The 20394-nt window shown below is 66.5% G+C and carries 15 protein-coding genes and 3 pseudogenes; all 18 read right to left on the bottom strand.

The features are described 5' to 3' along the window. Nucleotides 1-58: 58 nt before the first annotated feature. The gene (locus tag ACQ86A_RS10645; protein WP_431277053.1) at nucleotides 59-427 is read right to left on the bottom strand and encodes an RNA polymerase-binding protein RbpA; all 369 of its coding nucleotides are present in this window, start codon (nucleotides 425-427) and stop codon (nucleotides 59-61) included. Nucleotides 428-470: 43 nt separating this feature from the next. Beyond that, the gene (gene secG / locus ACQ86A_RS10640; protein ID WP_431277052.1) at nucleotides 471-722 is read right to left on the bottom strand and encodes a preprotein translocase subunit SecG; all 252 of its coding nucleotides are present in this window, start codon (nucleotides 720-722) and stop codon (nucleotides 471-473) included. A gap of 116 nt (nucleotides 723-838) precedes the next feature. Then, on the bottom strand, nucleotides 839-1642 hold the full coding sequence (gene tpiA, locus ACQ86A_RS10635; RefSeq protein ID WP_431277051.1) for a triose-phosphate isomerase: 804 nt from the start codon (nucleotides 1640-1642) through the stop codon (nucleotides 839-841). Beyond that, nucleotides 1630-2846, bottom strand: a pseudogene (locus tag ACQ86A_RS10630) (phosphoglycerate kinase). The gene tpiA and the pseudogene ACQ86A_RS10630 overlap by 13 nt, the downstream one beginning before the upstream one ends. Before the next feature lie 14 nt (nucleotides 2847-2860). Further along, on the bottom strand, nucleotides 2861-3871 hold the full coding sequence (gene gap, locus ACQ86A_RS10625) for a type I glyceraldehyde-3-phosphate dehydrogenase (RefSeq protein ID WP_431277050.1): 1011 nt from the start codon (nucleotides 3869-3871) through the stop codon (nucleotides 2861-2863). A 115-nt stretch (nucleotides 3872-3986) separates the two neighbouring features. Then, complete coding sequence (locus tag ACQ86A_RS10620) at nucleotides 3987-4613, bottom strand: superoxide dismutase (protein WP_431277049.1); 627 nt, start codon at nucleotides 4611-4613, stop codon at nucleotides 3987-3989. A 143-nt stretch (nucleotides 4614-4756) separates the two neighbouring features. Beyond that, nucleotides 4757-5737 carry a DNA-binding protein WhiA gene (gene whiA, locus ACQ86A_RS10615; protein WP_431277048.1) on the bottom strand — a complete coding sequence of 327 codons (981 nt, stop codon included), beginning with the start codon at nucleotides 5735-5737 and terminating at the stop codon, nucleotides 4757-4759. Nucleotides 5738-5791: 54 nt separating this feature from the next. Continuing rightward, on the bottom strand, nucleotides 5792-6667 hold the full coding sequence (rapZ, locus tag ACQ86A_RS10610) for an RNase adapter RapZ (protein ID WP_431277047.1): 876 nt from the start codon (nucleotides 6665-6667) through the stop codon (nucleotides 5792-5794). A gap of 34 nt (nucleotides 6668-6701) precedes the next feature. After that, nucleotides 6702-8709: pseudogene (gene uvrC, locus ACQ86A_RS10605) on the bottom strand (excinuclease ABC subunit UvrC). Between the two features lie 9 nt (nucleotides 8710-8718). Continuing rightward, nucleotides 8719-11603: pseudogene (uvrA, locus tag ACQ86A_RS10600) on the bottom strand (excinuclease ABC subunit UvrA). Nucleotides 11604-11770: 167 nt separating this feature from the next. Continuing rightward, nucleotides 11771-12301 carry a hypothetical protein gene (locus tag ACQ86A_RS10595; protein ID WP_431277046.1) on the bottom strand — a complete coding sequence of 177 codons (531 nt, stop codon included), beginning with the start codon at nucleotides 12299-12301 and terminating at the stop codon, nucleotides 11771-11773. Beyond that, nucleotides 12298-13593, bottom strand: coding sequence for a DUF58 domain-containing protein (locus ACQ86A_RS10590; RefSeq protein ID WP_431277045.1), 1296 nt, complete (start codon nucleotides 13591-13593; stop codon nucleotides 12298-12300). Before ACQ86A_RS10590 ends, ACQ86A_RS10595 begins: the two co-directional genes overlap by 4 nt. Further along, nucleotides 13590-14648: an AAA family ATPase gene (locus ACQ86A_RS10585; protein WP_431277044.1), complete on the bottom strand. Its 1059-nt coding sequence runs from the start codon at nucleotides 14646-14648 to the stop codon at nucleotides 13590-13592. The genes ACQ86A_RS10590 and ACQ86A_RS10585 overlap by 4 nt, the downstream gene beginning before the upstream one ends. After that, nucleotides 14638-15207 carry a hypothetical protein gene (locus tag ACQ86A_RS10580; RefSeq protein WP_431277043.1) on the bottom strand — a complete coding sequence of 190 codons (570 nt, stop codon included), beginning with the start codon at nucleotides 15205-15207 and terminating at the stop codon, nucleotides 14638-14640. Before ACQ86A_RS10580 ends, ACQ86A_RS10585 begins: the two co-directional genes overlap by 11 nt. Beyond that, complete coding sequence (locus ACQ86A_RS10575) at nucleotides 15204-15884, bottom strand: DUF4129 domain-containing protein (RefSeq protein WP_431277042.1); 681 nt, start codon at nucleotides 15882-15884, stop codon at nucleotides 15204-15206. The genes ACQ86A_RS10580 and ACQ86A_RS10575 overlap by 4 nt, the downstream gene beginning before the upstream one ends. 166 nt (nucleotides 15885-16050) lie before the next feature. Beyond that, nucleotides 16051-18117, bottom strand: a complete 2067-nt coding sequence (gene uvrB / locus ACQ86A_RS10570; RefSeq protein WP_431277041.1) for an excinuclease ABC subunit UvrB — start codon at nucleotides 18115-18117, stop codon at nucleotides 16051-16053. A gap of 61 nt (nucleotides 18118-18178) precedes the next feature. Beyond that, on the bottom strand, nucleotides 18179-18775 hold the full coding sequence (coaE, locus tag ACQ86A_RS10565; protein ID WP_431277040.1) for a dephospho-CoA kinase: 597 nt from the start codon (nucleotides 18773-18775) through the stop codon (nucleotides 18179-18181). Nucleotides 18776-18868: 93 nt separating this feature from the next. Continuing rightward, nucleotides 18869-20326, bottom strand: a complete 1458-nt coding sequence (rpsA, locus tag ACQ86A_RS10560) for a 30S ribosomal protein S1 (RefSeq protein WP_431277039.1) — start codon at nucleotides 20324-20326, stop codon at nucleotides 18869-18871. Nucleotides 20327-20394: the final 68 nt, after the last annotated feature.

Raw genomic sequence — 20394 nt, 5'->3', positions numbered from 1 at the left:
CCGGACGAATGTCCGGGCCGCTCTTCTGTTGTCTGTCTTGGCTTAGTGCACGTACGCCCTAGCTGGTGGCGCTCAGCTTGCCGCGACGCGCGCGAAGCTGGTTGAGCGCATCCTCGAGAAGCTGCTCGGCCTCTTCTTCGGTGCGGCGCTCTTTCACGTAGGCCAGGTGGGTCTTGTACGGCTCGAGCTTGGCGACCGACGGAGGGTTCTCCTTGTCGCGGCCGGCGGGAAGCCCCGACTGCGGCGAGTCGATGACCTCAGGGATCTCCTCGTCGGGGAGGTTCGCCGCGAAGTGGCGCACCGTCTCGTTGCCGAGAGCGTCCCAATACGAGACGGAGATCCGCTCCGCGTGGAAACCGCGGTCCTGCTCCCCCATCGGGCCCGCGCCGACGCGCGAACCTCGAATTGCACTTCCTCCGGATGCCATTTTGCTCCTCGCTGTGTGTACTCGGCGTTACTGCTGTGAACGCTTACGCGCCCGAATCGAACTTGGTGATCAGACCGAGAACCACGATGCAGACGATCCAGATCAGTCCGAGAATCACCGTGATGCGGTTCAGGTTTCGCTCAGCGACCCCCGATGCGCCGAGGTTGGAGGTGACGCCGCCGCCGAACATGTCGGAGAGACCGCCGCCGCGCCCCTTGTGCAGGAGGATGAGCAGCGTCAGCAAGAGGCTGGTGATGCCCAGCAGCACCTGCAGAACGACCTGGAGAATTTGCACGAGAAACCTTTCGAACACAATCAGGCTAGGCGCCTGGGAAGACCAACAGCCAGTATAACCGCAGGCGGCTCCCAGGAGCCGCCTGCGGTCGTGCTGAAACGGTGAACGCGTTCTTGTTAGAGGCCGACGTGCTTCTGGTACCGCACGATGCTGGCGAACTCGGCGACGTCGATGCTCGCACCGCCGACGAGGGCGCCGTCCACATTCGGCTCACGCATGAAGCTCGCGATGTTGCCCGACTTGACCGAACCGCCGTACAGGATGCGCGTCTTGGCTGCGACGTCTTCGCCGAGCGTCTCGACGAGAACCGCGCGAAGCGCAGCTGCGACCTGCTCCGCCTGCTCCGGGGTCGCGGCCTGACCGGAGCCGATGGCCCAGACGGGCTCATACGCGACCACGATGTCGGCCGCTGACTTCACGTTGGCGAGAGCAGCACGCAGTTGCGCGACCGGCACAGCGCTAGCGCCGTGCGTCTCGAGGTCTTCGGCAGTCTCGCCGACGCAGATGATCGGCGTCAGGTTGTTCTCGAGCGCCGCTGCGACCTTGACAGCGACCTGAGCATCCGTCTCGCTGTGCAGGATGCGCCGCTCGGAGTGACCGATGATGACGTAGCGGCACTCCAGCGCGGCCAGGAACGCCGCCGAGATCTCACCGGTGTACGCCCCGGAGGCGTGCTCCGAGACATCCTGAGCGCCATAGGCGAGCGGCAGCTTGTCAGCCGAGACGAGGGTCTGCACGCTGCGCAGGTCGGTGTAGGGCGGGAAGACCGACACTTCGACGGCAGAGAAGTCGTGGCCCGCGTCTTTCAGACTCCAAGCGAGCTTCTGGACGAACGCGATCGACTGCAGGTGATCGAGGTTCATCTTCCAGTTGCCGGCGATCAGCGGGGTACGCCGCACCGACGAGCTCACTGCTGCCATCCGAGGACCTCCAGTCCCGGCAGGTGCTTGCCCTCGAGGAACTCGAGGCTCGCACCGCCACCCGTTGAAATGTGACCGAACTGGTCGTCAGAGAAGCCGAGCGCGCGAACGGCCGCGGCGGAGTCGCCGCCACCCACGACGCTGAGGCCGTCGACCTCGGTGAGCGCCTGCGCGACGGCTTTGGTGCCGGCTGCGAACGGTGCCAATTCGAACACGCCCATCGGGCCGTTCCAGAACACCGTGCGTGCGGCACGGACATACTCGGAGAAGACCTGGGCGGTCTCAGGTCCGATGTCGAGTCCGAGGCCGTTCGAGCCCCAGTCGGTGTCCTCGATGCTGTCGATCGGTCGCACGATGTGCTCCGCGTCGGCGCCGAACTTCGAAGCCACCACTACATCGCGGGGAAGAACGATCTCGACGCCGAGCTCCTTTGCCTGAGCCAGGTAGCCCGTGACGGTCTCGATCTGGTCGGCCTCGAGCAGGCTCGAGCCGACCTTGTGCCCGAGAGCGGCGACAAAGGTGAAGAGCATCCCGCCGCCGATCAGCAGAGAGCTGACCCGAGGTAGCAGGTGGCCGATCACGCCGAGCTTGTCGGAAACCTTCGAACCGCCGAGCACGACCACGTACGGCTTCTCGGGGGTCTCGGTGAGACGATCGAGCACGTCGAGCTCGGTGGCGATGAGCAGGCCGGCAGCGCTCGGAAGTGCCTTCGCGAGCTCGTAGACGCTGGCCTGCTTGCGGTGCACGACTCCGAAACCGTCGGACACGAACGCGTCACCGAATCCGGCGAGCTTGGCGGCGAACGCCTCGCGCTCGGACTCGTCTTTGCTGGTCTCCCCGGGTTGAAGCGGAGGTTCTCGAGCAAGGCGACGTCACCGTCTTCGAGGCCGTCGACCGCATCCTGAGCGCCGGAGCCGACCGTGTCACGCGCGAACGTGACCGGCTTGCCCAGGAGCTCGGAGAGCCGTTGCGCGACAGGAGCGAGGCTGTACTTGGCGTCGGGAGCGCCCTCGGGGCGTCCCAGGTGGGAGATGACGACCACCCGAGCGCCCTGATTGATCAGGGCGTTCAGGGTGGGAATCGACGCTCGCACACGGCCATCGTCCGTGATCTGACCGTCCTGGAGAGGAACGTTCAGATCACAGCGGACGATGACGCGCTTGCCGGCGAGCGAACCAAGTGAATCAAGGGTGCGGAGCGTCACGTCGGTTCCCTGTGTTAGAGGCGGTCTGCGACGTACTCGGTCAGGTCGACGAGACGGTTGGAGTAACCCCACTCGTTGTCGTACCACGACGCGACCTTGACCGTGTTGCCGATGACCTTGGTCAGGCCGGCGTCGAAGATCGACGAGTGCGGGTCGCTGACGATGTCGGTCGAGACGATCGGGTCTTCGGTGTACTTCAGGATGCCCTTGAGCTTGCCCTCAGCGGCCGCAGCCTTGTACGCGGCGTTGATCTCGGCGACGGTGGCCGACTTCGTCAGCTCGACCGTCAGGTCGGTGATCGATCCGGTGATGACCGGCACGCGGAGCGCGTAGCCGTCGAGCTTGCCGACGAGCTCCGGGATGACCAGGCCGAGCGCCTTGGCGGCACCGGTCGAGGTCGGGATGATGTTGGCGGCGGCAGCGCGGGCGCGACGCAGGTCGCTGTGCGGGCCGTCCTGCAGGTTCTGGTCCGCGGTGTACGCGTGAACCGTGGTCATGAGACCGCGCTCGATGCCGAAGTTGTCGAGCAGCACCTTCGCGAGCGGCGCGAGGCAGTTGGTGGTGCAGGATGCGTTCGACAGGATGTCGTTCACCGCGCTGTCGTAGGTCTCCTCGTTGACGCCGAGGACGATCGTGGCGACGTCGTCGCCGGTGGCGGGAGCCGAGACGATGACCTTCTTGGCGCCGCCCGCGATGTGCTTGCGCGCATCCTCGGACTTGGTGAAGCGGCCCGTCGACTCGATGACGATGTCGACGCCCAGCTCGCCCCACGGGAGGTTGGCCGGGTCGCGCTCTTCGAGGACGATGATCGGCTTGCCGTTGACGACGATCTTGTCGCCGTCGAGCTCGACCGTGGCATCCAGACGGCCCGTGATCGAGTCGTACTTCAGCAGGTGAGCGAGGGCCTTGTTATCGGTGAGGTCGTTGACCGCGACGATTTCGAGGTCGCTTCCCTTGGCCAGAGCGGCACGGAAGAAGTTACGACCAATGCGACCGAACCCGTTGATTCCGATCTTTACGGACACAGATGTCTCCTGTTACTTCTGGGCGCCGACGGGCGCACTTTTCTTTGGAATGCGTTTCACGATGAAACCGGACGGCGGTGTCCCGGGAGGTCGCCCTTCCGGGACACCTTTCCCGCTATGACAGTAGCAGCAGGCCCGAGGTCTTTTCGCGCGCGGTGGTGAAGCGCTGATCGACGTCCGCCCAGTTGGTGATGTTCCAGAACGCCTTGACGTAATCTGCCTTAACATTCACGTAGTCGAGGTAGAACGCGTGCTCCCACATGTCGAGGAGCAGCAGCGGAACCGTCGCGGCCGCGAGGTTGCCCTGGTGGTCGTACAGCTGCTCGATGATCAGCTTCTGGCCGAGCGAGTCCCACGCGAGGATCGACCATCCTGAACCCTGGATGCCCAGCGCCGACGCCGTGAAGTGAGCGCGGAACTTGTCGAACGATCCGAAGAACTCGTCGATGGCCGCAGCGAGCTCGCCGGTGGGCTTGTCGCCGCCGTCGGGCGACAGGTTGGTCCAGAACACGGTGTGGTTGACGTGGCCGGCGAGGTTGAACGCCAGGTCTTTCTGAAGCTTGTTGACGTACGTCAGATCGTCGGCGTCGCGCGCCTCGGCGAGCTTGGCGAGAGCGGTGTTCGCACCATCGACATACGCCTTGTGATGCTTGTCGTGGTGGAGCTCCATGATCCTTCCGCTGATGTTCGGCTCAAGCGCCGAGTAATCGTATGGAAGGTCTGCGAGCGTGTAGTCAGCCATTACTCATCTCCTCATCTGGTTCCCGGCACGAGCGGTTCACACCGGGCTTCGAGCGACTTTTCCAGTCTAGTGAGCGCAACCGTCGCCACCACCGGTTGCTTCCCGGCCAATTCTCCGATAGTCGGATCAGACCTCGTCGAGGATCAGACCTCGTCGAGGTCGGCGGGGAGGTTGGCCTCGGTTCCCGGGATGCCCAGATCCACGGCCTTCTTGTCGGCCATCGCCAGGAGGCGGCGGATGCGGCCGGCTACGGCATCCTTCGTCATGGGCGGGTCCGCGTGGTGGCCCAGCTCGTCGAGGCTGGAGTCGCGGAAATTCAGGCGGAGCTCGCCCGCGTACCGGAGGTGCTCTGGCACGTCATCGGCGAGGATCTCGAGGGCGCGCTCGACACGCGCGCACGCCGCGACGGCCGCCTGTGCTGAGCGGCGGAGATTCGCATCGTCGAAGTTGACGAGACGGTTCGCCGTCGCTCGCACCTCACGCCGCTGGCGGAGGGCTTCCCAGTTCTCGACGGTCTGTTGCGCGCCCATGTGCACGAGCATCGCGCTGATCGCGTCGCCGTCGCGGATCACGACGCGGTGGACGCCGCGCACCTCGCGCGCCTTAGCAGCGACGCCGAGACGGCCGGCTGCGCCGACGAGGGCCATCGCCGACTCGTTACCCGGGCAGGTGACCTCGAGGGCCGCGGAGCGTCCGGGGTCGGTGAGCGAGCCGTGTGCGAGGAATGCTCCGCGCCACACCGCGGCGAGCTCTTCGCGGGAGCCGGTAGTGAGTCGGTTCGGGAGGCCGCGGATCGGACGTCGGCGCGCATCCAGAAGCCCGGTCTGTCGCGCCAGCGTCTCGCCGCCGTCGAGCACACGCACGAGGTACTGGCTGGTACGGCGGAGGCCCGAGGCCGAGATGACAGAGACCTCGCTGCGGACTCCGTACAGTTCGGCGAGGTCTTTGCGGACCCGTCGGGCGAGCTCAGGCGTGTCGAGTTCGCTCTCCACGGCGATGCGTCCGCTGATCAGGTGCAGCCCGCCAGAGAACCGGAGGATCGTCGCGAGTTCGGCGGCCCGGACGGTGGTCTTGCTGACCTCGACCTTCGTGAGTTCGTCTTTGACGTCGGCGGTGAGAGCCAATCGGGTTCCTTTTCTGTCATCGGCCGTGCGGAGGCCGGGGTCGGGTGGCCGGCTTCATTCACGGCCGAGATCGCGGTGCTTGGTGTTGACCGCGATCCCTGGGAGATTCTGCAGACGGGTGGCGAGCTCTTCCGCAATCGCCACCGAGCGGTGTTTTCCGCCTGTGCAGCCTACCGCGATCATGGCGTGCCTTTTGTTCTCGCGCTGGTAGCCGGCGAGCACGGGACGCAACGCCGCGTAGTACGCCTCGATGAAATCGTCGGCGCCCTCCTGCTCGAGAACGAAGTCGCGCACGATGTCGTCGAGGCCGGTGAACGGTCGCAGCTCAGGATTCCAGAACGGGTTCGGCAGGAAGCGCGCGTCGGCGACGAGGTCGGCGTCCGCTGGAAGTCCGTACTTGAACCCGAAACTCATCACCGTGACCTGAACGCCGGCCGTGTTCTCAGCTGCGAACGTCTCGGTGATGTTCGTGGCCAGCTGGTGGATGTTCAGGTCGGACGTGTCGACGATGATGTCGCTCGCCTCGCGGATCTCGCGCAGGCGCGACCTCTCTGCGACGATGCCGTCGAGGATGGTCCCATCGCCCTGGAGCGGGTGGGGTCGTCGTACGGCCTCGAAGCGGCGAACGAGGGCCGCATCCGTCGCCTCCAAGAAGAGGACCCGCACCTTGGTGCCCTCGCGCAGCGTCTGGATCATGTCGCGGAGGTCGGTGAAGAAATTGCGGCCTCGAACGTCGACGACCGCAGCTATGCGGGGCAGGGTCGAGCCGGCTCGGTTCGCCAGCTCGATCAGCGGACGCAGCATCTGGGGCGGCAGGTTGTCGACCACGTACCAGTCGAGGTCTTCGAGGGCGTTCGCGACGGTCGAGCGGCCAGCGCCCGACATTCCCGTGACGATCAGCACTTCCTGCTGCTCGTTGTCGGTGGACATGGGCTTCGCTCCTCGGCCTCGGTGTGCCCCCAGCCTACCGACTGGCGAGTCGGTCGTGGATGGCCCCAGCAAGGGTGGGGCCTACTCCCCGCACTTCTGCGATCTGCTCGGGCGTCGCCTTCTTGAGCTGAGCCACCGACCCGAAGTGCTTCAGGAGCTCCTTCACCCGCGACGGGCCGAGCCCCGGGATCTCCCCGAGAACCGAACCGATGTCGCGCTTGCGGCGGGTGCGCTGGTAGGTGATCGCGAACCGGTGGGCCTCATCCCGGATGCGCTGGATGAGGAAGAGCGCATCGCTGTTGCGCGGCAGGATCACTGGGAAATCCGAGTCGGGGAGCCAGATCTCCTCGAGGCGCTTGGCGATGCCGGCGAGCTGGATACCCTGCACACCGGACTCCTCCAGAGCGCGTCTGGCGGCCGCGACCTGCGGTTGGCCGCCGTCGACGATCAGGAGGTTCGGGGGTAGGAGAACTTCTTGCGGCGCTTCTCGGCGGCGGCCTCGATCTCTGCCTCGACGTCGGACTCGGCCTCGACGTCGATCTCGAGATCGTCACCGCGCTCATCCGAGCGCTCGTCGTCGGTGGTGAACGCGACAGTGGATTCCTCGACCGGCTCGAGCTCGGGATCGCGGAGATAGGCCAGGCGTCGTGAGATGACCTGATAGATCGACTCGGTGTCGTCGGTCGACTCGGGGATGCTGAATCGGCGGTACTGGTCTTTGCGCGGGAGTCCGTCTTCGAAGACGACCATGGACGCCACGATGTTCGTTCCGCTCAGGTGCGAGACGTCGTAGCACTCCATCCGGAGCGGCGCGTCGGTCATGCCCAGGGCATCCTGAATGTCGTTCAGCGCCTTGGAGCGCGCCACGAAATCGGAGCTACGCCGAGTCTTGTAGAGGATGAGCGCGTTCTTCGCGTTCATCTCGACGGTCTGCGCAAGAGCGGCCTTGTCGCCGCGCTGAGCGACCCGCATCGCCACACGGCCGCTCAGGGCGCCGCGGGGGGCCGAAGGGTCGCCGACCTCCTGACGTCGTGCGGTGAGCCACTGCTCCAGCTCGGTGACGTCTTCGGGGAGTTCGGGGACGAGGATCTCGCGAGGGGCGCATCCGCGCTCTCGTAGGCATTCTGGACCACCGTCTCGACGAGCTCACCCAGGGAGACGTCGAGTTCCTTGTCGACGACCCAGCTGCGGACACCGCGGATGCGCCCGCCCCGCACGATGAACTGCTGCACCGCGGCCGCCAGCTCGTCATGGGCGATGCCGAAGACGTCGGCATCGACGTTGTCGGGCAGTACGACGGCACTCTTGCCCATGGCGGCCTCGAGGGCCTGGATCGCGTCGCGATGACGCGCGGCGGCCTCGTAGTCTTGCGTGCTCGCCGCCTGCTTCATCCGGTCGGTCATGACCCGGATGTACTGCGTGTCGTTACCCGCCATGAAAGAGACGAAGTCTTCCGCGAGCTCGCGGTGATCCTCGGGACTGATCCTGCCGACGCAGGGCGCGGCGCACTTACCGATATCGCCGAGCAGACACGGCCGCCCGGTCAGCTCCGCCCGGCGGTAGACACCGTCAGAGCAGCTGCGCATCGGGAAGGCTTTGAGCATCAGGTCCACGGTGTCGCGGATCGCCCAGACCTTCGTATACGGCCCGAAGTAGCGCGCATCCTTCTGACCTCGGTGGCGCGTGACCATGACGCGCGGGATGCGGTCACCGAGCGTCACCGCGAGGTACGGGTACGACTTGTCGTCGCGGAACTGCACGTTGAAGGGCGGATTGAACTCTTTGATCCAGGTGTACTCGAGCTGCAGCGCCTCGAACTCGCTTGCGACGACGGTCCACTCGACGGATGCGGCGGTCGTCACCATGCGACGCGTGCGCTCGTGCAGGCTCCGCAGCGGCTGGAAGTAGTTGCTCAGGCGGGCGCGGAGATTCTTCGCCTTTCCGACGTACAGAACGCGGCTCTTCGGGTCGCGGAAACGGTAGACGCCCGGCTGGGTCGGGATCTCCCCGGCTTTAGGCCGGTAGCTGACGGTGTCTGCCACGCGGTTATCCTACGCGGCGCCCCGGGCGCTCTCCGCGCCCTGCAGGATCTCCTTGAGGAAGTAGCCCGTGTGACTTCCAGGCGCGTCGGCGATCTGCTCGGGGGTGCCCGTCGCGATGACCTCGCCACCGCCCGCGCCGCCCTCGGGACCCATGTCGATGATCCAGTCGGCCGACTTGATCACGTCGAGGTTGTGCTCGATCACGATCACCGTGTTGCCCTTGTCGAGCAGCCCGTTGAGCACCAGCAGGAGCTTGCGAACATCCTCGAAATGCAGGCCGGTGGTCGGCTCGTCGAGAACGTAGACGCTGCGTCCGTTCGAGCGGCGCTGCAGCTCGGTGGCGAGCTTGACGCGCTGCGCCTCGCCGCCGGACAGTGTCGTGGCGCTCTGTCCGAGTCGCACGTAGCCGAGGCCGACGTCGACGAGGGTCTGCAGGAAGCGATGGATCGACGAGATCGGCTGGAAGAACTCGGCCGCCTCGCTGATCGGCATGTCGAGCACCTCGGCGATGTTCTTGCCCTTGTAGTGCACCGAGAGGGTGTCGCGGTTGTAGCGCGCTCCCCGCAGACCTCGCACGCGACGTAGACGTCGGGCAGGAAGTTCATCTCGATCTTGATCGTGCCGTCGCCCGAGCAGGCCTCGCAGCGTCCGCCCTTGACGTTGAAGCTGAACCGGCCCGGCAGATAGCCGCGGGTCTTGGCTTCGACGGTCTCGGAGAAAAGAGTGCGGATGCGGTCGAACACACCCGTGTACGTCGCCGGGTTGGAGCGCGGCGTGCGCCCGATCGGCGCCTGGTCGACGTGTACGACCTTGTCCAGGTTGTCGAGACCCGTGATCGCCTTGTGCTTGCCGGGGAGCTTGCGCGCACCGTTGAGCCTGTTGGCGAGTACTCGGTACAGGATGTCGTTGACGAGCGATGACTTGCCCGAACCGCTGACACCGGTCACGGCGACGAATGCGCCGAGTGGGAAGTCGACGGTCACGTTCTTCAGGTTGTTGGCCTGCGCCCCGACCACGGAGATCTTGCGCTTCTTGTCGATCTTGCGGCGCTTGGCCGGGATCTCGATCTCTTTGCGGCCGGCGAGATAGTCGCCGGTGAGCGAGCGGGTGTTGTGGAGCAGGTCGTCATACGAGCCCGAGTGCACCACGTGACCGCCGTTGACGCCGGCGCCGGGGCCGATGTCGACGATCCAGTCGGCGGTGCGGATGGTGTCTTCGTCGTGCTCGACGACGATCAAGGTGTTGCCGAGGTCGCGCAGCGCGATCAGGGTGTCGATCAGTCGCCGGTTGTCACGCTGGTGCAGGCCGATGCTCGGCTCGTCGAGCACGTAAAGCACTCCCGTGAGGCCCGAGCCGATCTGCGTGGCGAGACGGATGCGCTGCGCCTCGCCGCCCGACAGGGTCGCCGCCGCGCGCGACAGGTTGAGGTAGTTCAGCCCCACCTGGATGAGGAAGTCGAGCCGCACCTTGATCTCGCGAAGAACCTGCGCCGCGATCTTCTCCTCGCGCTCGGTGAGGTGCAGCTTCTCCATGAACGAGCGGGCGTCGCTGAGGCTGAGCTCAGACGCATCCGCGATGCTGGAGCCGTGCACGAGCACCGCGAGAACCTCGGGCTTGAGCCGCTTGCCGCCGCAGACCGGGCACGGGACCTCACGGAGGTACTCCGCCCAACGCGCGCGCTGCGTATCCGTCTCGGCCTGGAGGTACTGACGTTCGATGTAGGGAACGACGCCCTCGAAGCCGGACGTGTAGCTCATCTCGCGGCCGTAACGGTTCTTCCACTTGACCTTGACCTCGAAGTTGTCGCCGCGCATGACCGCGTTCTTGACCTCTTCACTCAGCTTGTGCCATGGCGTCTTGAGGGAGAACTTGAGATCGCGGGCGAGACCGTCGAGCAGCTTCTCGTAGTACTGGAAGAGACCCTTGCCCTGGGTCGTCCACGGCACGATGACGCCCTCGGCGATGCTGAGCGAGTCGTCACCGAGGAGCAGGTCTTCGTCGACGGCCATCCGCGTGCCGAGGCCCGAGCACTCGGGGCACGCACCGAACGGTGCGTTGAACGAAAACGTGCGCGGCTCGATCTCGGTGAGCTGGATGGGGTGGTTGTTCGGGCAGGACAGCTTCTCGCTGAACGTGCGCCACGACTCCGGGCCCTCGAGGTCGACGAAGTTGATCTTGACGATGCCGTCGGCGAGTCGGAGCGCGGTTTCGAGCGAGTCGGTCAGCCGCCCGAGGATGTCGGGGCCGGCCACCAGACGGTCGACGATGACCGAGATGTCGTGCTTGTACTGCTTCTTGAGGATCGGCGGTTCGCTGAGCTGCACCGGCTCGCCGTCGACGAGCGCGCGCGAGTATCCCGCGGCTGCGAGCTCCTTGAAGAGGTCGACGAACTCACCCTTCTTCTGCGAGATGACCGGGGCAAGGATCTGGTATCGCGTCGTCGCCTCGAGCTCCATGAGCTGATCGGCGATCTGCTGCACCGTCTGGCGCTGGATGCGCTCACCGCAGATAGGACAGTGAGGAACCCCGATGCGCGCCCAGAGCAGACGCATGTAGTCGTAGATCTCAGTGATAGTGCCCACCGTGGACCGCGGGTTGCGGTTGGTCGACTTCTGGTCGATCGAGACCGCCGGGCTGAGCCCTTCGATGAAGTCGACGTCGGGACGATCGACCTGCCCGAGGAATTGGCGGGCGTACGCAGACAGGGACTCGACGTAGCGTCGCTGTCCCTCGGCGAAGATGGTGTCGAACGCGAGCGACGACTTGCCCGAGCCCGACAGGCCCGTGAACACCACCATCGAGTCGCGCGGAATCTCGAGGTCGACGTTGTGCAGATTGTGCACACGCGCGCCCCGCACACTGAGGTGGGATCCGGTCACTTTGCTGATAGTCACTCGATCAATTCTCCGCTATTCGTTGACGATGCCGGCCCGTGTTCGCCCACCGCGCATCGAAGATATGTTCGATTGTAGCGGTTCGCCTTGACCGCCGCGCCCCGAACCCGATCCGGGGGCCGACCCAGCACGCGCCGAGTCTATGCCGGACCACCGACATTGCAACCTCAGTCGCGCGGTCGCCTCACGAGAGGTGCCGAGAGCACAACGATGATGGCAACGACCGCGACTCCCCCGACGACCGCGAGCGCCAGGATCGAGCCGCCCGATGTCGCCGACGTCAGGACGAGCGCTGCCGCAGCGACGACTTGCACGGGCACCTGAATCAATATGAAACGCCGCGCGCTCGGCCACAGCGCGGCGGGCTGCGTCCTGGCGCGGAGAGGGATGACGAGCATCCATGACCCAAGGATGTGCAGCGCGTGCGCACCCGCGATCAGGACGTACGGTCGCCAATCGTTCGCCGACTGCCCGTGGGTCAGCAAGCTGAGCGCGAGGCCGCCGATCAGGAACCAGGCGGTCAGCCAGCGCGGCACGGCGACGGCGGTCGCCGCGAGGAGCAGCGCGACGCTCAGCCAGAATCCCGGAGCCGCCAAGGCTACTGAGAGCGCCACCGCGACGATCGCGAAAAGCGCACGCACCGCCCATCCGGGAACCTGGAATCCGAGATCGGGCACAGCCGGTTCGAGCGCGCTCACCGCATCCTCCTCGGTCTGCTGAGCTCGCGGAGCCGCGCTTCGCGCGACTGTCCGTCGGGGTCCTGCCACGTCATCACGTCGATCCCGGCCGCTGCGAGCCGCCGGAATCTCAGGTCCCGCTCCAACTCGACGACCTCCAGCGCGACCGTCTCCCGGCTGACGAGCCCATGGGTGTCGATCCGCGGGAGCACGTCGACCGCGATGACCCGGTGTCCGCCCGCCCGCCAGGTCAGCGCCAAGCGCAGCGGCTGCTCATCGAGGAAGGTCGAGAGCATGTACACGAGCGCGCCCGGCGCGAGCATGGGCGCGCGTACGCGGTCGGTCACCGCCCCGCTCGGACCGGTGAGCGAGACTGCCCGCAGCACGCGCTGCAGGTGGCGACCGCCGGCTCGGGGCGGGATGCCGCGCGACGCGTTCGCCAGGTCGTCGAAGCCGACCCTGTCGCCCGCTCCCGAATATGCGGTGGCGAGTGAGGCGACGGCTTCGCGCGCGAGATCCTGCGAGCCGATTCCCGGTTCCGGATACGCGGCCGCCCAGTCGACGACCCGACCGGTCAGGTCGTCGCGACTGTCGATCACGAACTGGATCGCCGCATCCGACGTCGCCATCGTGCGGCGCACGAAGAGGTCGCCGGGCACCTGGGCGCGCCGCGCCGTCGCCTTCCAGTCGATTCGACGGAGTCGGTCCCCCGGTGCGAACTTGCCGACATCACGGAACTCGCCGCCGTCGCCGGGGCGCGCGGAGGCGTGCTGTCCCGTCAAACCGATCAGGCGCGCGGGGAGGGGCAGACTTCGCACCGGGATGATTTTCGGCTGCACCACGCGGTCGGCGACTGCGGGCGCGGTCGGAGCGCTGACGATCGAAGCATCGGCGCCCAGGATGCGCGTCTCGGCACTCACAAGTCGCTGCGGGCCCGAGTGCGCCAGACGCAACGAGCTGGTGATCCGCTTCGCGGTGCGCACCGAGACGACCGCCTCGAGCGGAGCCTGGCCGCGCAGAGCCAGCCTGATCTCGACTGCGTCCGCCCGCATCCCGGAAGCGACCTCGACGATCGCCCGGGCGTCCTCACCGCCCGTCTCGGCCGACGCGCGCACGTCCACCCGCAGCGTCTCTGCAGGCCGCCTGTCCCAGGCGTAGGCCGCGGCCACGATCAGCGGCACACCGACGAGCACGAGATCGACGCGTGCGGTCACGAATCCCGCGATGATGCACACGGTCGCGGCGACGACCCCACCGACGATCCCGGGGCTCAGATCCCACCGCCGTCCGGACGGCCGCGGAGTGGCGCTCAAGCGACGGGACCCTGCTCCGAAGCCGTGCCTGCACCGGCACCAGCACCTGCACCGGCGCGCTCTCGCGATCCGACGACCGGCGGCCCTGGCACGGAGCTCACGACCTCCGCGACGACCTGACTCGCTTGCACACCGCTCGTCCACGCCTGAACCGTCAGAGACAGCCGGTGGGCCAGCACCGGCACGGCGACGGCCTTCACATCATCGGGGATGACGAAGTCACGTCCCGCCATCACCGCGCGCGCCCGGGCGACCAGCAGGAGACCCTGGGATCCGCGCGGCGACGCACCGACCTCGACCGAGCGGTGCCGTCTGGTCGCGGCCGCGAGGGCGACGCAGTAAGCGGCGATGTCCGGATCGACGTCGACCAGTTCGATTCCCGACTGCATCGCGCGGAGGGTCGCCGCATCGATCACGGGCTCCACATCCGCTCGTTCGTGGCGACGGCTCACCCGCGCGAGGAGCACGCGGCTCTCGCCCTGCGCATCCGGATACCCCACGGCAAGGCGAACCATGAATCGGTCGAGCTGCGCCTCGGGCAGAGCGTACGTTCCCTCGTACTCGATCGGGTTCGAGGTCGCGACCACGTGGAACGGGTGCGGGAGAGGAAAGCTCTGCCCTTCGACCGTCACCTGCCCTTCGGCCATCGCCTCGAGCAGCGCGGACTGTGTCTTGGGCGACGTGCGGTTAATCTCGTCGGCAAGGAACAGACCGGTGAACACCGGCCCAGGGCGGAACGTGAACTCGCCCGAAGACGGAACGTAGACGAACGACCCCGTGATGTCTGCGGGGAGGAGATCGGGCGTGCACTGGAGTCTGCGGAAGTCCAGGCCGACGGCCGACGCGATGCTCCTCGCTGCAAGCGTCTTTCCGAGGCCCGGCACATCCTCGAACAACACATGGCCGCCGGCGAGGATCGTCGCGACGGCGAGTTCGAGCGAGGCGCGCATCCCGACGACCACCGTCGACACCCGGTCGAGGATCTCCGCGCTCAGCCCGGCGATGTCGGCAACACCGAGCGGCACAGGGGAGGTCGTGGTGGGATCAGCGGGCATCGGTGTTCTCCTTGTTCGATTCAGCGGGTGCCTCGGTCGGGGCGAGTGGGCCGGGCGGTGATTCAGCCACCCGCTCGAGCGTGACGAGAGCGGCTCGATAGGTGCCGAGTTTGGGCGACTCGGCGGTGCCCCGGCGAAGGATGCGCAGCAGGTCGCCTCCAAGAACCGCCTCGATCGCCGGACGGTGCGCAGGGTCGTCGAGGTCGAGACCGTGCAGGTCCAGAACCTGGGCGGCGAGGGTGCGGAGACGCCGCACGGCCTCCGGCGCGACGGCCCCGCCGCGCGTGTGCAGAGCCCAGCCGAGCTGCACGACGTCGCGCCGGGCGCCGTCTCTCGGCATCGCCGGGTCGGGTGCCCAGTCCACGCGCGGCTGGTCGCCGATCAGGCTGACGCAGGCGGAGGCGGCGAGGGCCACCGCACCGAGTCCGATCGCGTGCCCGAGGTCGACGCCGAAAAACCAAGCGGCAACACCGACCAGGAGACCGAGCAGGATGCATCCCACGAGCCTTCGGCGATACGTGCGGCCGAGCAGCGCCCGCCGTCCTGTGCGTTCTGTCATCGGTGCGTACCGCCCGAGGCACCGGGGGCTTCGGCGGTCCAGGATGCTCGCAGCGACTCGAGCGATGCGCGTGCAGTCTCGACATCCTGAGCCGTCACCGCCGCGTCGCCGAACCGCACCCGGAGGTAGAGGTCGAGCAGCACTCGCGCCGCGGTCGTGTCAGCGCCGACACGCGAGAGGATGCGAGCGGTGAACTCGCTCGGCGTCTCGGCCGGCAAGCGACGGACCCCGGATTCTTCGGCGGCCTCCTGCAACCCCAGCCAGGCCTGCTCGATCGCATCCCTCGGCTGCCGCGGCTCGCCGAGGATGTCGAGCGCGCGGTCCAGGCCGCGGCGCACCTGCGGGACATCCGGTTCGGGTTGCGGCTCGAGTTCGGCGTCGTCCAGTCCGCCGAGGTCGAGGATCTCACCTACCGGCTCGGGCCGCTGGAGGCGCCTGCGCACCGCGCGCCAGATCAGGAACGCGACCACAATCAGCACGACGACGGCGATCAGCAGGAAGATCCAGGATGCGTCGATCCGCGCGACCTCGTGGGGAACTGCGGCCGGCGTGGCGCTGGCTCGTGCATCCGTGCCCTGAATGGGCGGCGGCGTCTGCGCCGACCAGTCGGGCACCCAGACCATCCCGCCAAAGACCGGCGTCCCCTGCAGAGCGACCGCCCCGATGACGAGGAGCATCAGCCCGGAGCAGAGGAAAAGGGTGCGGTGACGCTTCATCGAGCCGTCACCGCCCAGTCACCGTCGTCCCACGCCGTTGTCCCGCACACACTCTCACCGTAGCGCGGTATCCCGCGGAAGCTGTTCAGAGCGGCGCGGCCAGGCGGGCATGCTCAGCCGGGGATGCTCAGCCCAGGTGGCCGGCCTTCTCCATCTGTCGCAGGTCTCGCTTCAAGTCGCCGAGCTCGTCGCGCAGCCGGGCGGCCAGCTCGAACTTGAGCTCACCGGCAGCTTGGAGCATCTGCTCGTTCAAGTCGGCGATGAGCGACTCGAGCTCGTTCGCGCCGTTCGCTGCAATCCCGCCCTTGCGCAGGTTCGGAGTCGGGCTCTTCTTGCGGGCGTCGCGGCCCGCAAGCATCTGCGCCGTGTCCGCACCCTCTCGGGCGAGCACATCAGTGATGTCGGCGATCCGCTTGCGGAGCGGCGTCGGGTCGATGCCGTTGACGCGGTTGTACTCCACCTGCTTCTCGCGCCGGCGGTCGGTCTCTTCGATGGCGTTCTTCATCGAATCGGTGAGCACGTCGGCGTACATGTGCACCTGGCCGGACACGTTTCGGGCCGCTCGACCGATCGTCTGGATGAGCGAGGTCGACGACCGCAGGAAGCCCTCCTTGTCGGCGTCGAGGATCGCCACCAACGACACCTCGGGCAGGTCGAGTCCCTCACGCAGCAGGTTGATGCCGACCAGAACGTCGTAGACGCCGGCTCGCAGCTCGGTGAGCAGCTCAACGCGGCGGAGCGTGTCGACGTCAGAGTGCAGGTAGCGAACCTTGACGCCCGCTTCGGCGAGGTAGTCGGTGAGCTCCTCCGCCATCTTCTTGGTGAGGGTCGTGACCAGGATGCGCTCGTCGCGCTCCACCCGCTGGCGGATCTCTTCCAGCAGGTCGTCGATCTGGCCCTTGGTGGGCTTCACGACGATCTCCGGGTCGATGAGACCGGTCGGGCGGATGATCTGCTCGACCACGCCATCGGCGATACCCATCTCGTAGCGACCCGGGGTCGCCGAGAGATAGACGGTCTGACCGACGCGATCCTTGAACTCGTTCCACTTGAGCGGTCGGTTGTCCAGAGCGCTCGGCAGCCGGAAGCCGTGCTCGACCAGGGTGCGCTTGCGCGACGAGTCGCCCTCGTACATCGCACCGATCTGGGGCACGGTCACGTGCGACTCGTCGATCACCACGAGGAAGTCGTCGGGGAAGTAGTCGAGCAGGCAGTTCGGGGCTTCGCCCGCCTGACGGCCGTCGATGTGACGCGAGTAGTTCTCGATGCCCGAGCAGAAACCGATCTGCTCCATCATCTCGATGTCGAACTGAGTGCGCATCCTGAGCCGCTGAGCCTCGAGTAGCTTGCCCTCGCGCTCCAGCTCGACGAGCCGGTCATGCAGCTCGGTCTGGATGGTGCCGATGGCGCGCTGCATCGTCGCCGGGCTCGCGGCGTAATGCGTTGCGGGGAAGATCGAGACCGCATCCACCTTCTCGATGATCTCGCCGGTGAGCGGGTGCAGCGAGTAGATCGCCTCGATCTCGTCGCCGAACAGCTCGATGCGCACCGCGTGCTCTTCGTAGACGGGGATGATCTCGATCGTGTCGCCGCGCACACGGAACTTTCCGCGCGAGAAGTCGACGTCGTTGCGCTCGTACTGCATGCCGACGAAACGCCGGATGAGCCTGTCGCGCCCGACGTTCTCGCCCACCTGGAGGGCGACCATAGCCTCGAGATACTCCTCGGCGGCGCCGAGACCGTAAATGCACGACACGGTCGAGACGACCACGACATCGCGGCGGCTGAGCAGCGAGTTTGTGGTGGAGTGCCGGAGCCGTTCGACCTCGGAGTTGATCGAGGAGTCCTTCTCGATGAAGGTGTCCGTCTGGGGTACGTAGGCCTCGGGCTGGTAGTAGTCGTAGTAGGAGACGAAGTACTCGACCGCGTTGTTCGGCATCAGCTCACGGAACTCGTTGGCGAGCTGAGCGGCCAGCGTCTTGTTGTGGGCGAGCACGAGGGTCGGACGTTGAACCTGTTCGATCAGCCAGGCGGTGGTCGCGGACTTGCCGGTTCCTGTAGCGCCGAGCAGCACGACATCCGTCTCTCCGGCGTTGATGCGCCCGGCGAGTTCGGCGATCGCCTGCGGTTGGTCACCGCTTGGCTGGTACTCGCTCACGACCTCGAATGGACGGACGGCGCGCGTGGGTTGCATACCTCAAGTTTAGGGAGCGCCACCGACATTGATGGCGGTGTGCGCTCTGGGCGGAACCGGCTCAGGCGGTCAGTCGCCGCCAGAGCGCATCCGTCTGCTCCAGGGTGTACTCGAGCGAGCCGTCGGTGTCGATCACGACATCGGCGACGGCCAGTCGCTCCTCGTCCGAGGCCTGCGACCGGATGCGGCGCTCGGCCTCGGCCGGCCCCATCCCCCGCAACTCGATCAACCTGTCGATGCGGGTCTCGGCCGAGGAATCGGCGACGACGATCAGGTCGAACGGGTACGCGTTCTTCGATTCCACCAGCAGCGGCACGTCGTAGACGACGATCGCATCGGGATCGGCAGCCTCGGCCTCTTCGAAGCGCGCCGTCGAGGCTCGGAGGACAGCGGGATGCGTGATCCCGTTGAGTCGCAGACGCGCGTTCTCGTCGGCGAAGATGATCGCCCCGAGAGCCGGCCGGTCGAGACGTCCGTCGGCCTGGATGACCTCGTCTCCGAACGCCTCGGCTATCTCAGCGAGTGCCGGTTGACCGGGTTCGACGACCTCGCGGGCGATCTGGTCGGCGTCGACGACGACGGCGCCGTGATCGGCGAGGCGGCGGGCGATGGTCGATTTGCCGGAGGCTATCCCGCCGGTGAGTCCGATCAGCTGCACGAGTCCATGCTAGGCGAAGCGTCCGCATCCGGAACGCAGAAACGGCCGGCCCCGAAGGACCGGCCGTTTCACACGGTAGTGCTTGCTACTCGATCAGGAGTTCGAGCTGAGCTTCTCGCGCAGAGCCGCGAGCGACTCGTCGTCGGCGAGGGTGCCGCCTCCGGCGACCTCGCTCGAGAAGGAGGAGCCACCGGTCGACGCCGCGGCGCCCTCGGTTGCGGCCTCTTCGAGGCCCTTGGCGACCTGCTTCTTGTGAGCTTCCCAACGAGCCTGGGCTGCAGCGTAGTCCTGCTCCCACTTCTCGCGCTGGGACTCGAAGCCTTCCTTCCACTCGTTGGTCTCCGGGTCGAAGCCCTCGGGGTACTTGTAGTTCCCCTGGTCGTCGTACTCGGTGAGCATTCCGTAGAGTGCCGGGTCGAACTCGGTGCCCTCGGGGTCGACGCCCTCGTTCGCCTGCTTCAGCGAGAGGGAGATGCGGCGACGCTCGAGGTCGATGTCGATGACCTTGACGAAGACCTCGTCGCCGACCGACACGACCTGCTCGGCGAGCTCGACGTGCTTGCCCGACAGCTCCGAGATGTGCACGAGGCCCTCGATGCCGTCTGCGACGCGAACGAACGCACCGAACGGAACCAGCTTGGTGACCTTGCCCGGTGCGACCTGACCGATCGCGTGGGTGCGGGCGAAGACCTGCCACGGGTCCTCCTGGGTCGCCTTGAGCGACAGCGAGACGCGCTCGCGGTCCAGGTCGACCTCGAGGATCTCGACGGTGACTTCCTGACCCACCTCGACGACCTCGGAGGCGTGCTCGATGTGCTTCCAGGAGAGCTCGGAGACGTGGACGAGACCGTCGACGCCGCCGAGGTCGACGAACGCACCGAAGTTGACGATCGACGACACGACACCCTTGCGGACCTGACCCTTGTGCAGGTTGTTCAGGAACGTGGTGCGGCTCTCGGACTGGGTCTGCTCGAGCAGGGCGCGACGCGAAAGCACAACGTTGTTGCGGTTCTTGTCGAGCTCGAGGATCTTCGCCTCGATCTCCTGGCCGAGGTACGGCGTGAGGTCGCGAACGCGGCGGAGCTCGATGAGCGATGCCGGGAGGAAGCCACGCAGGCCGATGTCCACGATGAGACCACCCTTGACGACCTCGATGACCGTACCGGTGACGACACCGTCGGCATCCTTGATCTTCTCGACGTCGCCCCACGCGCGCTCGTACTGCGCACGCTTCTTGGACAGGATGAGGCGGCCTTCCTTGTCCTCCTTCTGGAGAACGAGCGCCTCGACGGTGTCGCCGACCTCGACGACCTCGGTGGGGTCGACGTCGTGCTTGATGGAGAGTTCGCGGGAGGGGATTACACCCTCGGTCTTGTATCCGACGTCGAGGAGGACCTCGTCGCGGTCGATCTTGACGACAGTACCTTCGATGAGGTCACCGTCGTTGAAGAACTTCAGCGTCTTTTCGACCGCGGCAAGGAAGTCTTCAGCAGATCCGATGTCGTTGACGGCGACCTGCTTGGGTGCCTTGTCGGTCGTTGCGGTTGTCATGTAGTGAGTGCTCCGTTATGGACATAATTCGGGCCGGTCGCGAGTGATGCGTGTGTGTGAGTCCGCGA

Source organism: Leifsonia poae (assembly GCF_050632195.1).
Lineage (GTDB): Bacteria > Actinomycetota > Actinomycetes > Actinomycetales > Microbacteriaceae > Leifsonia > Leifsonia poae_C.
Note: the sequence above shows the minus strand (reverse complement) of the source record. Positions and strands in the feature narration are given on the sequence as shown.

What these genes read in the sequence shown, in the direction of transcription:
- uvrB (WP_431277041.1), bottom strand. Translation starts at nt 18,117, where the DNA reads ATGCAACCCACGCGCGCCGTCCGTCCATTCGAGGTCGTGAGCGAGTAC.
- rapZ (WP_431277047.1), bottom strand. Translation starts at nt 6,667, where the DNA reads ATGTCCACCGACAACGAGCAGCAGGAAGTGCTGATCGTCACGGGAATG.
- tpiA (WP_431277051.1), bottom strand. Translation starts at nt 1,642, where the DNA reads ATGGCAGCAGTGAGCTCGTCGGTGCGGCGTACCCCGCTGATCGCCGGC.
- rpsA (WP_431277039.1), bottom strand. Translation starts at nt 20,326, where the DNA reads ATGACAACCGCAACGACCGACAAGGCACCCAAGCAGGTCGCCGTCAAC.
- ACQ86A_RS10575 (WP_431277042.1), bottom strand. Translation starts at nt 15,884, where the DNA reads ATGCTCCTCGTCATCGGGGCGGTCGCTCTGCAGGGGACGCCGGTCTTT.
- ACQ86A_RS10580 (WP_431277043.1), bottom strand. Translation starts at nt 15,207, where the DNA reads ATGACAGAACGCACAGGACGGCGGGCGCTGCTCGGCCGCACGTATCGC.
- ACQ86A_RS10585 (WP_431277044.1), bottom strand. Translation starts at nt 14,648, where the DNA reads ATGCCCGCTGATCCCACCACGACCTCCCCTGTGCCGCTCGGTGTTGCC.
- ACQ86A_RS10645 (WP_431277053.1), bottom strand. Translation starts at nt 427, where the DNA reads ATGGCATCCGGAGGAAGTGCAATTCGAGGTTCGCGCGTCGGCGCGGGC.
- ACQ86A_RS10620 (WP_431277049.1), bottom strand. Translation starts at nt 4,613, where the DNA reads ATGGCTGACTACACGCTCGCAGACCTTCCATACGATTACTCGGCGCTT.